Source organism: Neorhizobium sp. S3-V5DH (assembly GCF_004343065.1).
Lineage (GTDB): Bacteria > Pseudomonadota > Alphaproteobacteria > Rhizobiales > Rhizobiaceae > Neorhizobium > Neorhizobium huautlense.
The window spans coordinates 336,915-355,885 of the sequence record NZ_SMCL01000002.1 but is presented as its reverse complement, the minus strand read 5'-3'; the positions used below and the strand labels follow the sequence as shown (position 1 = coordinate 355,885).

Below are 18,971 nucleotides of genomic sequence, written 5' to 3'. Positions count from 1 at the left end.
GGAGGAGAGTCATGATTCCTGGCGAAGTCATTGCCGCTGCAGGCGAAATCGAGCTCAACTCCGGCGCTCCGACGGTGACGGTGGAGGTCTCCAACACCGGCGACCGGCCAGTGCAGGTGGGCAGCCATTATCATTTCTTCGAGACCAACAACGGCCTTTCGTTCGACCGCGAGAAAGCCCGCGGCATGCGGCTCGATATCCCGGCCGGCACGGCAGTGCGCTTCGAGCCCGGGCAGACCCGGCAAGTCACGCTAATCCCGCTTTCGGGCAAACGGGAAGTCTACGGTTTCCAGCAAAAGATCATGGGTGCCCTGTGAAATTGACGATAGCCGCCGCCGTTCTGTTGGTTTTCGCCCTGCCTGCGCTTGCGCAGGAGCCGAAGCCCAACTGCAAGAACCCCATCACGCAGATGGAAATGACCTATTGTGAAGAGCAGGAATTGAACGCTGCCGACAAGATCCTCAACGTGGAGTACCAGAAGGCCCGCAAGGCCATGAAGACATGGGATGCCGACGCGGAGGCCAATCTGAAAGGGGCCGAAGATGCGCTCGTCAAGGCGCAGCGCGCTTGGGTCGCCTATCGCGATGCTCAATGCGCCTCCTACGGTTATCAGGCCCGCGGCGGCTCGATGGAGCCCCAGCTCATCTACGGTTGCCAGGCAGACCTCACCCGCAAGCGGACGGCCGAACTGAAAGAGCTGACCGAGATCATGGGGAACTGAGTTCCCTATCGGTCAAAATTCCATTCCCAAATTACTCGAATTCCAGAGGTAGACCGTCCATGCCACACAAGATGTCCCGCGCCGCCTATGCCTCGATGTTCGGTCCGACCGTGGGCGACAAGGTGCGGCTTGCGGATACGGAGCTCTTCATCGAGGTGGAGAAGGATTTCACCGTCTATGGCGAAGAGGTGAAATTCGGCGGCGGCAAGGTCATCCGCGACGGCATGGGCCAGAGCCAGGCGACGCGGGCGGAGGGCGCGGTCGACACTGTCATCACCAATGCGCTGATCGTCGACCATTCTGGCATCTACAAGGCGGATGTCGGCCTGAAGGACGGACGCATCCATGCAATTGGCAAGGCCGGAAATCCGGATACGCAGCCAGGTGTCACGATCATCGTCGGCCCGTCGACCGAGGCGATTGCAGGCGAGGGCAAGATCCTGACCGCCGGCGGCATGGACGCGCATATCCACTACATCTGCCCGCAGCAGATCGAGGAAGCGCTGATGTCGGGCGTCACCTGCATGCTGGGCGGCGGCACTGGGCCGGCGCATGGCACGCTCGCCACCACCTGCACCGGTGCCTGGCATATCGAACGGATGATCGAAAGCTTCGATGCGTTCCCGATGAACCTCGCGCTTGCCGGCAAGGGCAATGCCTCGCTGCCGGCGCCGCTGGAGGAAATGATTCTTGCCGGCGCCTCATCGCTCAAGCTGCATGAGGACTGGGGCACGACGCCAGCGGCCATCGACAATTGCCTGACGGTTGCGGACCAGTTCGACGTGCAGGTGATGATCCACACCGATACGCTGAACGAAAGTGGTTTCGTGGAGGATACGGTCGCGGCCATCCGGGGCCGCACCATCCATGCCTTCCACACGGAAGGGGCTGGCGGCGGGCACGCGCCCGACATCATCAAGGTCTGCGGCAATCCGAACGTCATCCCGTCCTCGACCAACCCGACGCGGCCTTATACGGTCAACACGCTCGCGGAACACCTCGACATGCTGATGGTCTGCCATCACCTGTCGCCGTCGATCCCGGAAGACATCGCCTTTGCCGAAAGCCGCATCCGCAAGGAAACCATCGCGGCGGAAGATATTCTCCACGATATCGGCGCCTTCTCGATCATTTCTTCCGATAGCCAAGCCATGGGCCGCGTCGGTGAGGTGGCGATCCGCACCTGGCAGACGGCCGACAAGATGAAGCGTCAGCGCGGTCAGCTGAAGGAAGAAACCGGCGATAACGACAATTTCCGCGTCAAGCGCTATATCGCCAAATATACAATCAACCCGGCGATCGCCCATGGCGTTTCCCATGAAATCGGTTCGGTGGAAGTCGGCAAGCGGGCCGACCTCGTACTCTGGAATCCGGCCTTCTTCGGCGTGAAGCCGGACATGGTGCTGCTCGGCGGCTCGATCGCAGCCGCGCCGATGGGCGACCCGAACGCCTCGATACCCACCCCGCAGCCGATGCATTACCGGCCAATGTTTGCGGCCTACGGCAAGCTTCGGACCAATTCCTCCGTCACGTTCGTATCCCAGGCCTCGCTCGATGCGGGTCTCGCCCACAAGCTCGGCGTCGCCAAGAAGCTGCTGGCGGTCAGGAACGTCCGCGGCGGCATTTCGAAAGCCTCGATGATCCATAATTCGGCAACGCCGCATGTGGAGGTCGATCCGGAAACCTACGAGGTGCGTGCCGACGGCGAGCTGCTCACTTGCGAGCCGGCGACGGTGCTGCCGATGGCGCAGCGTTATTTTCTGTTCTGACACCCAAATCCGGAGGTAAGCGGCAATCAGGCGGCCGCCGATCGGCGCGTTACCCATGTATGCGTAGAGCGCATGGCTGTTATGCCGCAGACCTTTGATGCTGCACTGCAAGATATTTTACGTTAGTTTTCGTCATCTCATTCAGGCGGTCGCCCAAGCCGTCGATTTTCCGCGATTTCAGGAGAGTTGAAACCATGCTTATTGGAAAACGTATTCCCGATGTGACGTTCCGGACCCGCGTACGCGACGAGTCGATCGGCGGCCCGAATCCCTTCCGCTGGGAAGACAAGACGACCAGGGACTATTTTTCCGGCAAGCGTGTCGTCCTCTTTTCGCTACCTGGTGCCTTCACGCCAACCTGCTCGACTTATCAGCTGCCGGATTTCGAAAAGCTTACCGGTGAGTTCAAGGCACAGGGCATCGACGAAATCTATTGCATTTCCGTCAACGATGCTTTTGTCATGAACGCCTGGGGCAAAAGCCAGAACCTTGAGAACGTCAAGCTCATTCCGGATGGTTCGGGTGAATTCACCCGCAAGATGGGCATGCTGGTCGCCAAGGACAATCTCGGCTTCGGGATGCGCTCCTGGCGTTATGCCGCCATCATCAATGACGGCATCGTCGAGCAGTGGTTTGAAGAGGAAGGTTATTCCGACAACTGCGACTCCGACCCCTATGGCGTTTCTTCTCCGCAGAATATCCTGGAGAATCTGAAGTCGGCCAAGATCGCGGCTTGATTTGGTGCATTCCGCGCCATCCGGAACCCGGACGCCAGTCCGGGTTTTTTGTTGATTGTTCAAAGGCCTTGCTCGTTGAGGCAAGCTCCGCAATGATGCGGTTTTCGCAGACAGACGAGTGGTTCCATGCAGCATATCCATTCCTACCGCCCCGCCGGCGTCATCACCGATCCGCCGGTCGATATCGTCACGTTGCCGCATGACCTGCGTCATCTGCGCCGCAAGCTGCTGCATCTTTCGAATGGCGACATGGTGATGCTCGACCTTAAGGAAGCGGTGCTCTTCCATCACGGTGACCGGCTGGTGCTCGACAGCGGCGATACCGTCGAGGTGCGTGCGGCGCCGGAGAAGCTTTTCGAGGTCAGGGCGCGTGACACACTGCATCTGATCGAGCTTGCCTGGCATCTCGGCAACCGGCATCTTTCGGCGCAGATCGAAGAAGGCCGCATCCTGATCCTGCGCGACCACGTGATCCGCGCCATGCTCGAAGGGCTTGGCGCCACGGTCGCGGAGATCGAGGAGCCGTTCCAGCCGGCGCGCGGTGCCTATCATTCACATGGGGGGCATTCGCATGGCAGCCATGCGCATGGACATGATAACCATGACCATCATCACCATCATGATTGAGCCTGCATGAGCCAGGCCCTCGATACGCAGGCGCTTCTGAGGTTGATGGCCTGGCTGTCTCCCGCCTTTCCGATTGGCGGCTTTGCCTATTCCGGCGGTCTTGAGCGGGCAGTTTTTGATGGTCTGGTGACGGACGCCGCAGGCCTTGAGGAGTGGATATCGACGCTGCTCCGGCGTGGCAGTCTCTGGAACGACGCGGTTCTGTTTTCCGAAGCCTGGCGGCAGGTGGAGAACGAGGCGGAACTGAGTGAGGTCGCGGAACTGAGCCTCGCCCTGAGCGGCTCTGCCGAGCGGTTCATGGAGGCGTTGTCGCTCGGGAAGGCATTCGTCGTGGCGGCTTCTGCCTGGCCAAATCCGGTGCTGGATCGCCTGCCGCGCGATGTGCCTTTTCCCGTCGCAGTCGGAGCAGTCTCGGCAGCGCATCACATTCCTGCCGGCAAGGCGCTGGCCGCCTATCTGCATGCCGCCGTCTCCCAATCGGTCTCGGCGGCCATCAGGCTTGGTGTCTGCGGACAGTCGGAAGGGGTGAAGGTCCTGGCCTCCCTCGAGGTGCTGATTGAAGAGATTTCACAGTGCGCGGTGCGGGCCACCCTCGATGATCTCGGCAGCGCGGCGGTGCAGGCGGAAATCGCCTCGCTCCGGCACGAAACACAAAATTCACGGCTTTTCCGCTCGTGAGGGCGGCTTAAGCTGACTTGGGATTTATGAAAGGAAGTCACATGAAATCGACGAACGGCCCCTTGCGCGTCGGCATCGGCGGCCCTGTCGGCTCCGGCAAGACGGCTTTGACGGAAAAACTCTGCAAGGCGATGCGGGAGAGTTATTCCGTCGCTGTTGTCACCAACGACATCTATACGAAGGAAGACGCCGAGGCGCTCGTCAGGATGCAGGCGCTTTCCTCCGACCGGATCGTCGGCGTCGAGACCGGCGGTTGTCCGCATACCGCGATCCGCGAGGATGCGACGATCAATCTCCAGGCGATTGCGGGTCTCAACGAGCGCATCCCCGATCTTGACGTGGTCTTCATCGAATCCGGCGGCGACAATCTTGCGGCGACCTTTTCCCCGGATCTTGCCGACATCACCATCTATGTCATCTCAACCTGCCAGGGCGAAGAAATACCCCGCAAGGGCGGCCCGGGAATCACCCGCTCCGACCTGCTCGTCATCAACAAAAAGGATCTGGCACCCTATGTCGGCGTCGATCTCGATGTGATGGACCGCGACGCCCATCGCATGCGCGAGGCGAAACCGCATCTCTTCACCGATCTGAAACGCGGCGAAGGAGTGGACCACGTGGTCCGGTTCCTGAAGGAGCAGGGCGGGCTGTAAGCGCTGCCTTGGAAAAAGAAGGCGGCGGCCTCGAAAGCCACCAGCCTATCGCATGCCGCCGCCACCGCCCGTGTACGGCATGCTTTCGGGAAGCCGGCCTTGCCAGGCGGGACCTCCCTCGCGTCAACCGTGATGAACGTTCATTTCCCGAAGCGCTTGCACATCGCCCACCTGGATCACACGGCCTCGCACGGTGACGCCGGTCTTCCGCAAGGTGGAAAATGCGCGGGAAAGGGCTTCCGGGGCGAGGCCCAGCATACCCGCCAGCAGGCTCTTCTGGAAAGGGAGGCGAATGGAGGCCGGGCCACCATCCACCGGACAGCGCGTCAGGATGTAATTCGCCACCCGTTGCGGCGCCGTATGCAGCCGGTCGTTGGCGACGCAGTCCATGGCCGTCAGAAGGTGTTGGGACAGGGAGATCATCACCGCCTTGGCGACATCGCTTTCCTGTTCGGCAAGTTCCCGGACGGTCTGCGCATCGAAACGGGCGAGCGTCGCGGCTTCGGCGGTCTGTGCATGAAACGGGTATTTCTTGTCGCCATAGAGAAGGCACTCGGCGAAGGTGTCACCCGGTGCGCAGATGCGGATATCCGCTTCGCGCCCCTCCCGATTCAACCGGTAGAGCCTGACATAACCGCTGAGCACGCAGTAGAAGGCGCCGGCATCTTCCCCTTCGCGGAAGACGGATTTACGTGCAGGCAGGCTCAGCACCGCCATGCTGCCGAGCATCCGCGCAAGCGAATTGCCGCTCAGGCCGCTCAAGAAGGGCGCCCTCATCAGCACCGCCCGGTCTCGGCTGTTGAGCTTGATATTGGTGTTGATCATTTCCATCGTCTGTTCCATGACGTCGGCCGCTGCGCACTCACGATGGCACCAAAATAACAGTTTCATGAAAGCGGTTTTTGACGCCGATCAAATATGCCGTATTTTTCTCGCCATTTCTTCTTCAACGAAAAACGCCGGACCCAAAGGCCCGGCGTTTCTTGAAGCATTGGCGAATGGCGCTTATTCGGCGGCCATCGGAGGCAGGCGCAGTACCTTGCTGCCGGCCTGCGCACCCGGTGCGGCCCGGTCGTCGTTGGCGCCGGTCTGGCGCTCGATCTGGTTGAGGCGTTCTTCCAGCGAGGCGATCGACTGCGCATTCCTGCGTGCTTCCTGCGTGAGCTCTTCCGGTGAAAGACCGAGATCTTCGGCTTCCTTCTTGCCGACGAACCGGCCGAAGAGCTTGCCAAGCAGAAGGGAGAGGTCGTCCATGATCAGGAAGAAGGACGGCACGACCACCAACGAGAGCACCGTCGAGACGATGATCCCGCCGATCACCGCAATCGCCATTGGCGCGCGGAACGAACCGCCTTCGCCGATGCCGAGCGCCGAAGGCAGCATGCCTGCCGACATGGCGATCGAGGTCATGATGATCGGCCGGGCGCGCTTGCGGCCGGCCTCGACCATGGCGTGAACGCGCTCCATCCCGTGGCGGCGCATTTCGATCGCGAAATCCACCAAGAGGATGGCGTTCTTTGTGACGATGCCCATCAGCATCAGGATGCCGATCAGCACCGGCATGGACATGGCATTCTGTGTCAGGATCAGCGCGACCGCCACACCGCCGATGGCAAGCGGCAGGGAGAACAGGATGGTGAAGGGCTGGATCACATCCTTGAAGAGGAGGATCAGCACCACCAGCACCAGCATCAGGCCAAGCAGCATCGCGTTGCCGAAGCTCTGCGTCATCTCGGCCTGGATTTTGGCGTCCCCGCTTTCCGCAAGCCGTACGCTCGGGGGAAGCTTGGTCTCTTCGACGATTCGCTTGAATTCGGCACTTGCCGTGTCGAGCGCGGTGCCGAAGGGCACATCCGAACCGATCGAGACGACGCGGCTGCGGTCGTTGCGCTTGATCGAGCTCGGACCCTCCGAATAGTCGATATCGGCGACACTGTAGAGGGGCACGCTCTGGCCGCTCGCGGTCTTGATCTTCAGAGCGCGGATGGCGGCCAGATCCCTTCGGACATCAAGCGAAGCCTGTACGCGGATCGGGATCTGCCGGTCATCGAGCGAAATCTTCGCCAGATTCGCATCGACATCGCCGATCGTCGCGACACGGACGGTTTCCGAAATCTGCTGCGGCGTGATGCCGAGCCGTGAAGCCTCGTCCATGCGCGGCCGGATCTGCAGTTCCGGACGGGGCAGGGCACCTTCCGAACTGACATTGGCAAGGATCGGCGAGGCACGCAGGCGTGACTCCAGCAGACTGACGGCGTCGTTCAGGTCCGCCTCGTTGGTGGAGAGGAAGTTGAACGAAAGATCGCGTTCGGCGCGGTCGTTGAGCTTGGCGACGCGAACATCCGGAATGGATTGCAGCTTCGCGAGGATCTCCTTCTCGATATCCCATTGTGGCTTGACGCGGCCCTTCACCTCCATCTTCGGCAGGTAATCGCCGAGGATCGGGATTGAGCCGAGCCCTTTGTTAACCAGGGTCTTGACGAGCGAATGTTCGATATTGCCGAGGATGACGCGTACGGTGGCGCGGCGGAGTTCGAGGTCGCCCTTGGGCGATGCGCCGCCCAGCACGAAGACGCTTTCGACGCCCTCGATATCGCGGATCGCCTCGTAGATCTGCGTCGTCGTCGCGTCGGTCTCGTCGAGCGTGGCGTTCGGTGGCAGTTCCACCGACAGCACGACGCGCGAGGCGTCTTCCGGCGGTATGAAACTGCCGGGAACCTGGGCGAGCAGCATGACCGAGCCGACCAGGAAGGCGATTGCCGCAAGCAGCGTCGTATAACGCCAGTACCATTTGCGGGTCGTGCCGCTGATAAGGCGCGTATAGGCCTTCATTAGACGGCTGTCGTTGTCGTGGTGGTCGTCCATCGCGTCTTCGGCGCGCATGAAATAGGCGGCCATCAGCGGCGTGATGAGGCGCGCCACCATCAGCGAGAAGAAGACCGAGAAGGCGACCGTCAGGCCGAACTGGATGAAGTACTGACCCGGAATGCCCGGCATGAAGGACACCGGCACGAAGACCGCGATGATCGTGAAGCTCGTCGCGATAACCGCAAGACCGATTTCGTCGGCGGCTTCCAGCGCCGCCCGGTAGGGCGTCTTGCCCATCTTGATATGGCGGGCGATGTTCTCGATCTCGACGATCGCATCATCCACCAGGATACCGGTGGCGAGCGTCAGCGCCAGGAAGCTCACGAGGTTCAGCGAGAACCCCATGATGTCCATGATCCAGAAGGTCGGGATCGCCGACAGCGGCAGTGCCACGGCGGCGATCAGGGTCGCACGCCAGTTGCGCAGGAAGAGCAGCACGACGATAACGGCGAGGATCGCACCTTCGATGAGCGTGTGGAGAGCCGCCTCGTAGTTGCCATAGGTGTAGTAGACGGCGTCGTCGACCATCTCGATGGTCACATCAGGATTGGCCTTACGCACCTCGTTGAGGCTTTCCGCGACCGTTTCCGCAACCGAGACCTCGCTTGCGCCCTTGGCGCGGAAGACCGCGAAGGTGACGGACGGCGTTCCCTTGAAGCGGCCGAAGGATTTCGGCTCTTCATAGGTGTCGGTGATCGTGCCGAGCTGCGACAGCTTCACGAAACGACCGTTGGAAAGCGATATCGACGTATCGGAAAGCTGGGCCACGTCGCGGGCGTCGCCCAGCGTGCGGATGGTCTGCTCGTTGCCGGCTACCTGCCCACGGCCTGAACCGAGGTCCACGTTTGTGCCGCGAAGCTGCTGGTTCACATCCGCTGCGGTGATGCCATAGGCATCGAGCTTCGCTGCATTCAGCGACACGCGGATTTCACGGTCAGCGCCGCCGTAACGGTCGATACGGCCGATGCCCGGCTGGCCCTGCAGCGAGCGCTTCACGGTATCGTCCACGAACCACGACAGCTCTTCGAGCGTCATGTTGGGCGAAGAAACGGCAAAGGTCTGAATGGCCTGGCCTTCGACGTCGATCTTGGAGACGACGGGCTCTTCGATGCCGGCCGGCAGATCGCTGCGGATCTTATCGATGGCATCCTTGGTGTCCTGCACCGCTTCTTCGGTGGGCTTTTCGATGCGGAACATCACCACCGTCTGTGACTGGCCATCCGTCACGGTGGACTGGATCTCGTCGATGCCGCTGATCGATGCGACGGCGTCTTCGATCTCCTTGGTCACCTGCATCTCCAGTTCGGCAGGCGAAGCCCCGCTCTGGGTTACGGTGATCGAAACAACCGGGACGTCGATGTTCGGGAAACGGGTGATCGGCAGCGTGAAGAACGACTGGAACCCCAGATAGAGCAACAGCGCGAAGCCGAGCAGCGGCGCGATCGGATTACGGATCGACCAGGCGGAAAAATTCATGAGTCAACCTCAGCTCAGTTCGCAACAGCCGCGGGCTCGGCCGGGACCGGGGCGATCTTGTCGCCGTCCCGCACGAAAGCACCAGCCTTGGCAACAACCAGATCACCGGCTTCGAGACCGCTGACCACCTGAACGAAACCGCCATCCTGGATGCCGGTTTCAATCTTCACCTGTTTGACCACATTGTCTTCAACCTTGCGGGCACTGGAGCCGTCGCGGCCAGTAATGACGGCAGACAGCGGGAGCGCCAGCGCGCTGGTCTCGGTAACGACGATCTCCGCACTGGCATACATGCCGGCCCGGGCGCCGCTTTCATCATTGATGACAATATGAACGGCACCAAGCCTTGTCGCCGCGTCGACGGTCGGGGAGACCAGGCGCACCTTGCCCTCGATCTTTGTCTTGCCGCCGGCAACCGAGACAAGCGCCTTCTGCCCGACCTTGATCTTCTGGATGTCGGTCTCGGAGAGATCCGCCACGAGTTCGATCGCGCCATCCCGGATGATCGTGAACAGCGGTTCGCCGGTGCCGCTGGCAATCGCGCCGACCTTGGCGCTACGGGCCGAAACAACGCCGGACACGGGCGCCTTCACGCCGGTCCGGGCGAGCTTCAGATCGATATCCTCGATCTGGGCCTCTACGACCTTGATGTCGGAATCACCCACGGCAACGGACTGTTTGGCGGCGTTCAACTGTGCCTGCCGTACTTCGACCAATGCTTCTGCCTGTTCGACCTGCGAAACCGTGCTGGTGCCGCTTTGGCTGAGCCGCTTGGTGCGATCGCGTTGGCGTGTGGCATCCGCCAGATTGGCTTCGGCTTCGATCACCTGCGCCTTGTATTGGGCAAGACCTGCCTCGGCCTTTGCCTTGTTGGCTTCGAGCTGACTCTTTTCGAGGAGCAATGCGTCTTCGTTCAGCGTCGCCAGCACACTATCGGCCTTCACCTCGTCGCCGATATCGGCGTTGAGCATCTTAATCGACAGTCCCTCTACCAGAGGCTGGACATAGACTTCCTGGACGGGCTTGATCGTGCCGGTTGCGATGATCCGGTCGACGAGCGGCTTGGTTACGGTCTCTGTAACAACGATGGAAGGCAGCTTCGGCTGCGATGCGGCTGCGGGTTGGGCCTCCTGTGACAGGGCGGAACCCGCGGCAAGCGAGAGGAGGATCGCCGAAATGCCGGCAGACTTCGAGAACTTGCGAAACATGTGTTTATGTCCGACCTGAATTAAAAAAGGGGCAAATATTTCGCTGGGAACCTCCCCGGTCTCGCTGCGCCCCCTCTGCGCGCGATATCCCGGATCTAGGTGGTAAACGCCAAAAGCGGTTACAAGACCGGCAGCGAAAGATTCATCAGGACTGAACTTTTACGTGTTTGCGTCGCACAAATCAATCCATGCTCGTTATGGAATGGATGACTTTTGGTTATGGTTTACGTCAAAAAATTTCGGAGAACGCATGAAGCATAGTTCATGCGTTCTCTTGATATGGCCGATAGCCGATTTTTATTTCAGCGCCGCGGCAGTGATGTCGGTCGTATAAGCGCCTTCCGGCTTCTTGCTGATGATCTTCTGGTCCAGCAATGCCTTCACCGTGCGGTCGTAGGTTGCCATGTCCAGCTTGCCGTCGCCGATCAGCTTGGCGACTTCTCCCATCATGCGCTTCTGGTGGTTCTCGTCCTGACCGCCGTTGTCCATGACGATTTCGGCTGCTTCCTCAGGGTTTTCAAGCGCGTATTTCCAGCCCTTCATGGAGGCGCGGACGAACTTGACCATGTTTTCCTTGAACTTCGGATCCTTGAGCTTGGTCTCCGTGACATAGAGGCCGTCCTCGAGCAGGTCGTTGCCCATGGCGGTGTAGTTGAAGACGACCAGGTCTTCCGGCTTGAAGCCGGCGTCGATCGCCTGCCAGTATTCGTTGTAGGTCATCACCGAAATGCAGTTTGCCTGTTTCTGAACGAGTGGCTGCACGTCGAAGCTTTGCTTCAGAACCGTTACGCCGTCCTTGCCGCCATCCGTCTTGAGGCCGAGCTTGTTCATCCAGGCAAAGAAGGGATATTCGTTGCCGAAGAACCAGACGCCGAGCGTGTGACCCTTGAAATCGGCTTCGGTCTTCACCGGGCCGTCTTTGGGGCAGATCAGCTGCAGGCCGGATTTCTGGAACGGCTGGGCGATATTGACCAGCGGCACGCCTTTTTCGCGGGCAACCAACGCGCCGCCCATCCAGTCGACGATGACGTCGGCGCCGCCGCCGGCGATCACCTGTTCCGGAGCGATGTCCGGACCGCCCGGCTTGATCGTCACGTCGAGGCCTTCTTCCTCGTAATAGCCCTTGTCCTTGGCGACGAAATAGCCGCCGAACTGGCCCTGCGCCACCCATTTCAACTGCAGGGTCACCTTGTCGGCGGCGATCGCCTGGGCTGCGGCAAGCGACATGGCGCCTGCCATCAATGCCATCATGATCTTTTTCATTGTCGTTTCCCTCTGTGTTTGCCGGCCCCGTTGGCCCGAGCCGGATATCAGCGTCTAGCCACCACGGTTAGACGGATGCCAGAACGTCGTCGCCCTCTCGACAAGCGCCACGACGCCATAAAAAACCGAACCGATCAGCGCTGCAACAGCGATTTCGGCCCAAACCATATCGACATTCATGCGGCCGATCTCGGTCGAGATGCGAAAGCCCATGCCGACGATCGGCGTGCCGAAGAACTCGGCGACGATCGCGCCGATCAGCGCCAGCGTCGAGTTGATCTTCAGTGCGTTGAAGATGAAGGGCATGGCGGCGGGCAGGCGCAGCTTTATCAGCGTCTGCCAGTAGTCGGATGCGTAGGAGCGCATAAGGTCCCGTTCCATAGCGCCCGCCACACCGAGACCCGCCACCGTGTTCACCAGCATCGGGAAGAAGGTCATGATGATGACGACCGCCGCCTTCGACTGCCAGTCGAAGCCGAACCACATGACCATGATCGGCGCCACGCCGATGATCGGCAGGGCCGAGACCATGTTGCCGATGGGAATAAGGCCGCGGCGCAGGAAAGCGAAGCGGTCGGCCAGGATCGCGACGGCGAACCCCGATGCGCAACCGACCACATAACCGAACAGTACGGCCTTGAAGATGGTCTGCTGGACATCGGCCCAGAGGACGGAAACCGAGCCGGCGATGCGGGCGCCGATCGCGGAGGGTGGCGGAAGCAGGATGAAGGGGATTCCGGCCCCTCGGGTGACGGCCTCCCAGAGGATCAGGATCCAGATGCCGAAGATCGCCGGGATCAGCAGGCGCAGGAAGGAGCGGGCCGTGGAAGACCGGGGCTCGATCTGCGCGAGTTCGGAAACGGTGCCCCAGGCGAGGAGCCAGCTCGCCGCGATCATCAGGAAAAAGGAGGCGGACATCTGCCCCTCATTTCCGTCCAGCCTGGAAAGCAACATGGCGGCGGGAATATGGGCTCCGACGAAGAGAACACCGGCACGCATTGCATGCCCGCGATCTCCCAGCGTCAGCACGACATTGAGTGCTGCGGCAAGAATTATCAAAGCTATCGTCATGCCGCCCTCTATGGGAGCCGGCGCGTCGGGGAGGGTGAGCGGCAGCCGGGCTGCGGCCAGAGCCGTCAGCAGGCCCGCAAGCAGCGGCTGCCAATTGCGCTTCAACCGCCTCATGCCGGCCTCCCGCCCATGGAGCGATCGACGATCCTGGCGACGATCCCCACGATCGTGACCAGGAGGGCGGCCAGCACGGAGCCGGCGATCAACGCCGCCCAGATGTCGATCGTCTGGCTGTAATAGGCGCCGGCCAGGAGCTTGGAGCCGATGCCGGCGACGGCACCCGTCGGCAGTTCGCCGACAATCGCGCCGACCAGGCTTGCGGCGATCGCCACTTTCATCGACGTGAATAGGAAGGGGATCGAGGCGGGCACGCGCAGCTTCCAAAATGTCTGGGTGGCGCTGGCATTATAGGTCCGCATCAGATCGAGCTGGATGAGTTCCGGCGAGCGCAGGCCTTTCACCATGCCGACCGCGACGGGAAAAAAGGAGAGGTAGGTGGAGATCAGCGCCTTGGGGAGCAGGCCGGTGATGTTGACCGCCGCCAGCACCACGATCACCATCGGGGCGATTGCCAGGATCGGAATCGTCTGCGAGGCGATGATCCAGGGCATCAGGCTGCGGTCGAGCGCCTTCACATGCACGATGCCGACCGCGATCAGTATGCCGAGCAACGTGCCCATTGTGAAGCCGGCGACCGTCGAGGACAGTGTCACCCAGGCATGATAGACGAGGCTGCGGTTGGACGTGACGCGGCGCAGGAAGGTGTTTTCGAAAAGGTTCTGCGCCACCTGATGCGGCGCCGGCAGCACCGGTTTCGGCTGTGCCATGGTCTTGCCGACGAACTCCATCGCTGTCGATGTGACATTGCCCCGCCGATCGAGATCGCGCTGGAACGGCGCGTTCATGAAATAGGCGCCGACGTACCAGACGGCGACGATCACCACGAGGATGGTGAGGACGGGGAGGGTGCGGTTCTTGAGGGAGTCGGGCTTCATGCGATGGCTCCCCGAGGCTGCGGATCGTGGCCACCCCCCTCTGTCCTGCCGGACATCTCCCCCTCAAGGGGGGAGATCGGCCAGACGGACCACCTTTGCGAAATATTCAGCGCCTTGGCGGTAGGCGCGGCAATCTCGGATCCGACTTGAGGTCTGAGCCATGCTGCTATCCGATCTCCCCCCTTGAGGGGGAGATGTCCGGCAGGACAGAGGGGAGCATACCCACGCAACAAGGCGTTATTCCTCATAGCTGTGCCCCGCCCTCAAACCTTCGCGCACCCGGTGGGCAATCTCCAGGAATTCCGGCGTTTCGCGGATTTCGAGCGGCCGTTCCTTCGGCAGCGTCGATTCGATGATATCGGTCACTCGGCCCGGGCGGGGCGACATGACGACGATCCGGGTCGACAGATAGACGGCTTCCGGAATGGAGTGGGTCACGAAACAGATTGTCTTTTCGGTTCGCGCCCAGAGTTTCAGAAGCTGCTCGTTCAGATGGTCGCGGACGATTTCGTCCAGCGCGCCGAAGGGTTCGTCCATCAGCAGAAGATCAGCATCGAAGGCAAGCGCGCGAGCGATCGAGGCACGCTGCTGCATGCCGCCGGACAGCTGCCAGGGATATTTCTTGCCGAAGCCCGACAGGTTGACGAGATCGAGCGTGCGTTCGATGCGCTTTCCGCGTTCGGCTGCCGAATGTCCCATGATCTCCAGCGGCAGTGCGATGTTCTTTTCGATCGTCCGCCACGGATAAAGGGCCGGCGCCTGAAAGACGTAGCCGTAGGAGCGGGATTTACGCGCCTCTTCGGGCGTCATGCCGTTGACGGTGATCTCGCCATCGGTGTTTTTTTCCAGATCGGCGATGACCCTGAGGAATGTAGTCTTGCCGCAGCCTGACGGCCCGATGAAGGAGACGAAATCGCCCTTGCTGACTTCCAGGTCCACATTCGAGAGCGCATGGACGGGGCCGTCGCCGGTTTCAAAGGTCAGGCCTAGTTTTCTGGCGGAAACGACGGAGAGGGAAGTCACTGACATTGGATATAAAGTCCATGCTGGATATCGTCCGGGAGGCCGGGCGTATTCTGAAGGGAAGGCGTATCACCAAAAGGCATCGGATCATGGTAAGTTTGAAGACGATGCCGTCGTCTGGAGGAAGAACGCAATGGACACTGTTTCAAAACCCACCTGCCGTATCGTGAAACCCGATGCCACCTATGACGGGAAGCAGGGACTGAGCTACTTTCAAGGCATTGCCGCCGAGACCGTCGGCTCCAGGGGCATCTGCATGCATCTGCTCACCATCCCGCCGGGCGTGAAGGCAAAAGCGCATCTGCATGAAACGCACGAAACGGCGATCTACATGCTCTCCGGTTCGGCCCACACCTGGTACGGCGACCGGCTGGAGAACTATGTCGTGCTGCATGCCGGCGAGCTGATGTATATTCCTGCCGGAGTGCCGCATCTGCCGGCCAATCTGTCGAACACGCCCTGCACGGCGGTGATCGCCCGCACCGATCCCAACGAGCAGGAAAGCGTCGTGCTTTTGCCGGAGCTGGATGGGTTGGTGGAGATTCCAGCCTGACTGTTCATTGCCGGCCTGCTGCATCGCCCTCACATTACACCCCGCTTGCCGGAATGCCTGTCCGTTCCACCTTGCGCGGCGCGGTCAGCTCCTTCCAGGTGGAAAGCGCCCTGTTGACCGCCTGGAACGGTTCGCGCTTGACGAACTGGCCATGGCCTTCCTGGGTCTTGACGGTGGCCTCCTCGATGGCGACCACGCCGCGGGTGAGCGTGTAGCGGGGCAGACCCATCACCTGCTTACCTTCGAAGACGTTGTAATCGATCGCCGACTGCTGGTTTCCGGCCAAAATCGTCTTTGAGCGCTTCGGATCCCAGACGACGATATCCGCATCGGCGCCTACGAGGATGGCGCCCTTTCGCGGATAGATATTGAGTATCTTGGCGATATTAGTGGAGGTGACGGCCACGAATTCGTTCATGGTGATGCGGCCGGTATTGACGCCATAGGTCCAGAGCATCGGCATGCGGTCTTCGAGGCCGCCGGTGCCGTTCGGGATTTTCCGGAAATCGCCGGCGCCGGTACGCTTCTGTTCTGTGGTGAAGGCGCAGTGATCGGTCGCCACCACCTGCAGCGAGCCCGATGCAAGGCCCGCCCAGAGACTGTCCTGATGCTGCTTGTTGCGGAAGGGCGGGCTCATGACGCGGCGGGCGGCATGGTCCCAGTCCTTGTTAAAATATTCGCTTTCGTCGAGCGTCAGGTGCTGGATCAGCGGTTCGCCATAAACGCGCATGCCGTTCTGGCGGGCACGGCGGATTGCCTCATGCGCCTGTTCGCAGGATGTGTGGACGACATAGAGCGGCACGCCCGCCATGTCGGCGATGATGATGGCGCGGTTGGTCGCCTCACCCTCGACGGAGGCCGGTCGGGAATAGGCATGCGCCTCCGGCCCGTTATTGCCTTCGTCCATGAGCTTCTGCTGCATGGCTGCGACCACGTCGCCGTTTTCGGCATGGACGAGGGGCAGGGCGCCGAGTTCGGCGCAGCGCTGGAACGAGGCGAACATCTCGTCGTCATTCACCATCAGCGCGCCCTTGTAGGCCATGAAGTGCTTGAAAGTGTTGATGCCGTGATGCAGCACGACGGCCTTCATCTCGTTGAAGACCTGCTCGCCCCACCAGGTGACTGACATATGGAAGGAGTAATCGCAATTGGCGCGGGTCGCCTTGTTGTCCCAGCGCTTCAGCGCATCGAGCAGAGACTGACCCGGTTCGGGCAGACAGAAGTCCACCACCATGGTGGTGCCGCCGGCGAGCGCGGCGCGGGTTCCGCTCTCGAAATCGTCGGAGGAGTAGGTGCCCATGAAGGGCATTTCCAGATGCACATGCGGGTCGATGCCGCCCGGCATGACATAACAGCCTGCAGCGTCCAACGTCGTGTCGCCCGAAAGATTCGGTCCGATCTCGATGATCCTGCCGCCGTCGATCTTGACGTCCGCCTTGTAGGTCAGGTCGGCGGTGACGATGGTTCCACCCTTGATGACTGTGGTCATGGTTTTCGTTCCTTATTCTCTTTTTTGAATGAGGCCGGTGAATAAAAGCCGGAGGCCGGGTCTGCCTCAAGGTGGCCGCTTAGCGCTGCGAGAATTGTCTCGAGTACGGAGGGGCGTGCACGCGAAACTTCGTGATTCCAAAAACGCAGCACTGCGTACCCTTGAGCGTTCAGCCAGCCGGTCCGCCTGCCATCATAAGCGTTGTCTGCATGTTGAGCGCCATCAACTTCAACGACGAGGCTGTGCTCGCGGCAAAGGAAATCCACGATGTAGGGACCTAATGGTACTTGGCGTGCGAACTTGTAACCATTGAGCCTGCGAGCGCGCAGGTCGCTCCAGAGATGGTATTCCTCTTCCGTTTCATTTTGACGGAGCTGCCGGGCTTGCGAAGTTTTTCCCGGACGGCGCTTGGTAACATCGTCCTTGGGCAGCTGCCGCTCCCCCTTATCCGACCCTTCGGGCCACCTTCTCCCCGCTGGGGAGAAGGGAAAAGTTGAGGCTGCGGCACGCCCTCCCTTCTCCCATCGGGGAGAAGGTGCCCAACGGGCGGATGAGGGGGCCAAGGCCTCGGTGCTTGCCATCACTCCACGATCTCCGCCGTCTCCAGCACGGCGTGGAACAGCACGTCCGCTCCCGCAGCCGCCCATTCCTTGGAAATGTCTTCTGCTTCGTTGTGCGAAAGGCCGCCGACGCAGGGGCACATGATCATCGTCGCGGGCGCGACTTTGGCCGCCCAGCACGCGTCGTGGCCAGCGCCGGAGATGATGTTCATGTGACTGTAGCCGAGTTTTTCCGCGGCCTCGCGCACGCGCCCGACCAGAACTGGGTCGAAAGTCACCGGATCGAAATGGCCGACAGCTTCGACGGAACAGCCGACGCCGAGCGCCTCGCAAATCTTTGCCGCTTCCGCCTCGATCTTCGCCCGCATGCGGTCGAGCTTTTCCTGTGAGGGGGTGCGGATATCGACGGTGAAGACGACCTTGCCTGGCAGAACATTTCGCGAGTTCGGCGAGAAAAAGACCTGGCCGACGCCGCCGACGGCACCCGGCTGTTCGCTCATCGCGACGTCCTGCACCATTTCCAGGATGCGGCCCATGGCGAGCCCCGCATTGACGCGCATATTCATCGGCGTCGAGCCGGTATGGGCCTCCCGACCGGTCAGTGTGAATTCCAGCCACCAGAGGCCCTGACAATGGGTGACGACGCCGATCTGCTTGTTTTCGGCCTCCAGGATCGGCCCCTGCTCGATGTGGTATTCGAAATAGGCGTGCATCTTTCTCGCGCCGACCTCTTCGTCGCCCACCCAACCGATGCGCTTCAATTCGTCGCCGAAACTCTTTCCTTCCGGATCCTTGCGGGAATAGGCGTAGTCGATCGAATGCACGCCGGCGAAGACGCCCGACGCAAGCATGGCCGGCGCGAAGCGGGCGCCTTCCTCATTCGTCCAGTTGGTGACGACGATCGGATGTTTCGTCCTGATGCCGAGGTCGTTCATGGTGCGCACCACCTCCAGCGCTCCAAGAACGCCGAGCACGCCGTCAAACTTGCCGCCGGTCGGCTGGGTATCGAGGTGGGAGCCGACATAGACCGGCAGCGCATCGGGATCGGTGCCGGCGCGGGTGGCAAACATCGTGCCCATCCTGTCGACGCCGAGTGTCAGCCCTGCTTCATCACACCATGTCTTGAAGAGATTGCGGCCTTCCTTGTCGTCATCCGTCAGCGTCTGGCGATTGTTGCCGCCGGCAATACCGGGGCCAATCTTCGCCATCTCCATCAGCATGTCCCAGAGACGGTCGCCGTTGACGCGCAAGTTCTCGCCTGGTGCTGCCACCATCAGATT

At 61.0% G+C, this 18,971-nt stretch carries 18 protein-coding genes; 8 read left to right on the top strand and 10 right to left on the bottom strand.

Annotated elements, in window-relative coordinates; genetic code table 11:
* Positions 1 to 11: 11 nt before the first annotated feature.
* From EDE09_RS05225 to ureG, 7 genes are all read left to right on the top strand, one after another.
* Complete coding sequence (locus EDE09_RS05225) at positions 12 to 317, top strand: urease subunit beta (RefSeq protein ID WP_105372970.1); 306 nt, start codon at positions 12 to 14, stop codon at positions 315 to 317.
* Positions 314 to 721 carry a lysozyme inhibitor LprI family protein gene (locus tag EDE09_RS05220; RefSeq protein WP_245422924.1) on the top strand — a complete coding sequence of 136 codons (408 nt, stop codon included), beginning with the start codon at positions 314 to 316 and terminating at the stop codon, positions 719 to 721. Before EDE09_RS05225 ends, EDE09_RS05220 begins: the two co-directional genes overlap by 4 nt.
* A 59-nt stretch (positions 722 to 780) precedes the next feature.
* Positions 781 to 2,490, top strand: a complete 1,710-nt coding sequence (gene ureC / locus EDE09_RS05215; protein ID WP_105372969.1) for an urease subunit alpha — start codon at positions 781 to 783, stop codon at positions 2,488 to 2,490.
* Positions 2,491 to 2,684: 194 nt separating this feature from the next.
* Positions 2,685 to 3,227 (top strand): peroxiredoxin, encoded by a 543-nt coding sequence (locus EDE09_RS05210; RefSeq protein ID WP_105372968.1) that lies wholly within the window; start codon positions 2,685 to 2,687, stop codon positions 3,225 to 3,227.
* 126 nt (positions 3,228 to 3,353) lie between these two features.
* Positions 3,354 to 3,854, top strand: a complete 501-nt coding sequence (gene ureE / locus EDE09_RS05205) for an urease accessory protein UreE (RefSeq protein ID WP_105372967.1) — start codon at positions 3,354 to 3,356, stop codon at positions 3,852 to 3,854.
* Positions 3,855 to 3,860: 6 nt separating this feature from the next.
* Positions 3,861 to 4,532 (top strand): urease accessory protein UreF, encoded by a 672-nt coding sequence (locus EDE09_RS05200; RefSeq protein ID WP_105372966.1) that lies wholly within the window; start codon positions 3,861 to 3,863, stop codon positions 4,530 to 4,532.
* A gap of 41 nt (positions 4,533 to 4,573) precedes the next feature.
* Positions 4,574 to 5,185 carry an urease accessory protein UreG gene (gene ureG, locus EDE09_RS05195; protein ID WP_105372965.1) on the top strand — a complete coding sequence of 204 codons (612 nt, stop codon included), beginning with the start codon at positions 4,574 to 4,576 and terminating at the stop codon, positions 5,183 to 5,185.
* Between the two features lie 123 nt (positions 5,186 to 5,308).
* Here the strand turns inward: ureG and EDE09_RS05190 are convergent, their stop codons facing one another.
* From EDE09_RS05190 to EDE09_RS05155, 7 genes are all read right to left on the bottom strand, one after another.
* Positions 5,309 to 6,016, bottom strand: coding sequence for a Crp/Fnr family transcriptional regulator (locus EDE09_RS05190; protein WP_165924121.1), 708 nt, complete (start codon positions 6,014 to 6,016; stop codon positions 5,309 to 5,311).
* A 174-nt stretch (positions 6,017 to 6,190) separates the two neighbouring features.
* On the bottom strand, positions 6,191 to 9,529 hold the full coding sequence (locus EDE09_RS05185; RefSeq protein ID WP_132409275.1) for an efflux RND transporter permease subunit: 3,339 nt from the start codon (positions 9,527 to 9,529) through the stop codon (positions 6,191 to 6,193).
* Positions 9,530 to 9,543: 14 nt separating this feature from the next.
* Positions 9,544 to 10,737: an efflux RND transporter periplasmic adaptor subunit gene (locus tag EDE09_RS05180; protein WP_132409273.1), complete on the bottom strand. Its 1,194-nt coding sequence runs from the start codon at positions 10,735 to 10,737 to the stop codon at positions 9,544 to 9,546.
* A 297-nt stretch (positions 10,738 to 11,034) separates the two neighbouring features.
* Entirely contained in the window at positions 11,035 to 12,000 is a 966-nt protein-coding gene (locus EDE09_RS05175; protein WP_105372961.1) for an ABC transporter substrate-binding protein, read from the bottom strand.
* 54 nt (positions 12,001 to 12,054) lie between these two features.
* Positions 12,055 to 13,185, bottom strand: a complete 1,131-nt coding sequence (locus EDE09_RS05170) for an ABC transporter permease (RefSeq protein WP_105372960.1) — start codon at positions 13,183 to 13,185, stop codon at positions 12,055 to 12,057.
* Positions 13,182 to 14,066, bottom strand: coding sequence for an ABC transporter permease (locus EDE09_RS05165; protein WP_132409271.1), 885 nt, complete (start codon positions 14,064 to 14,066; stop codon positions 13,182 to 13,184). The genes EDE09_RS05170 and EDE09_RS05165 overlap by 4 nt, the downstream gene beginning before the upstream one ends.
* A gap of 237 nt (positions 14,067 to 14,303) precedes the next feature.
* The gene (locus tag EDE09_RS05155) at positions 14,304 to 15,095 is read right to left on the bottom strand and encodes an ABC transporter ATP-binding protein (RefSeq protein ID WP_105372958.1); all 792 of its coding nucleotides are present in this window, start codon (positions 15,093 to 15,095) and stop codon (positions 14,304 to 14,306) included.
* 127 nt (positions 15,096 to 15,222) lie between these two features.
* Between EDE09_RS05155 and EDE09_RS05150 the strand changes: the two genes are divergently transcribed.
* On the top strand, positions 15,223 to 15,642 hold the full coding sequence (locus tag EDE09_RS05150; protein WP_105372957.1) for a cupin domain-containing protein: 420 nt from the start codon (positions 15,223 to 15,225) through the stop codon (positions 15,640 to 15,642).
* A gap of 34 nt (positions 15,643 to 15,676) precedes the next feature.
* Here EDE09_RS05150 and hydA read toward each other — a convergent pair whose 3' ends face one another.
* Genes hydA through EDE09_RS05135 form a run of 3 tightly spaced genes read right to left on the bottom strand, consistent with a single transcriptional unit; the run spans position 15,677 to position 18,965 of the window.
* A complete protein-coding gene (hydA, locus tag EDE09_RS05145) occupies positions 15,677 to 17,131 on the bottom strand; it encodes a dihydropyrimidinase (RefSeq protein WP_105372956.1) in 1,455 nt (484 codons plus the stop codon).
* Positions 17,128 to 17,712, bottom strand: a complete 585-nt coding sequence (locus tag EDE09_RS05140) for an endonuclease domain-containing protein (RefSeq protein WP_105372955.1) — start codon at positions 17,710 to 17,712, stop codon at positions 17,128 to 17,130. Before EDE09_RS05140 ends, hydA begins: the two co-directional genes overlap by 4 nt.
* Positions 17,712 to 18,965, bottom strand: coding sequence for a Zn-dependent hydrolase (locus EDE09_RS05135; protein ID WP_105372954.1), 1,254 nt, complete (start codon positions 18,963 to 18,965; stop codon positions 17,712 to 17,714). The genes EDE09_RS05140 and EDE09_RS05135 overlap by 1 nt, the downstream gene beginning before the upstream one ends.
* Positions 18,966 to 18,971 lie beyond the last annotated feature (6 nt).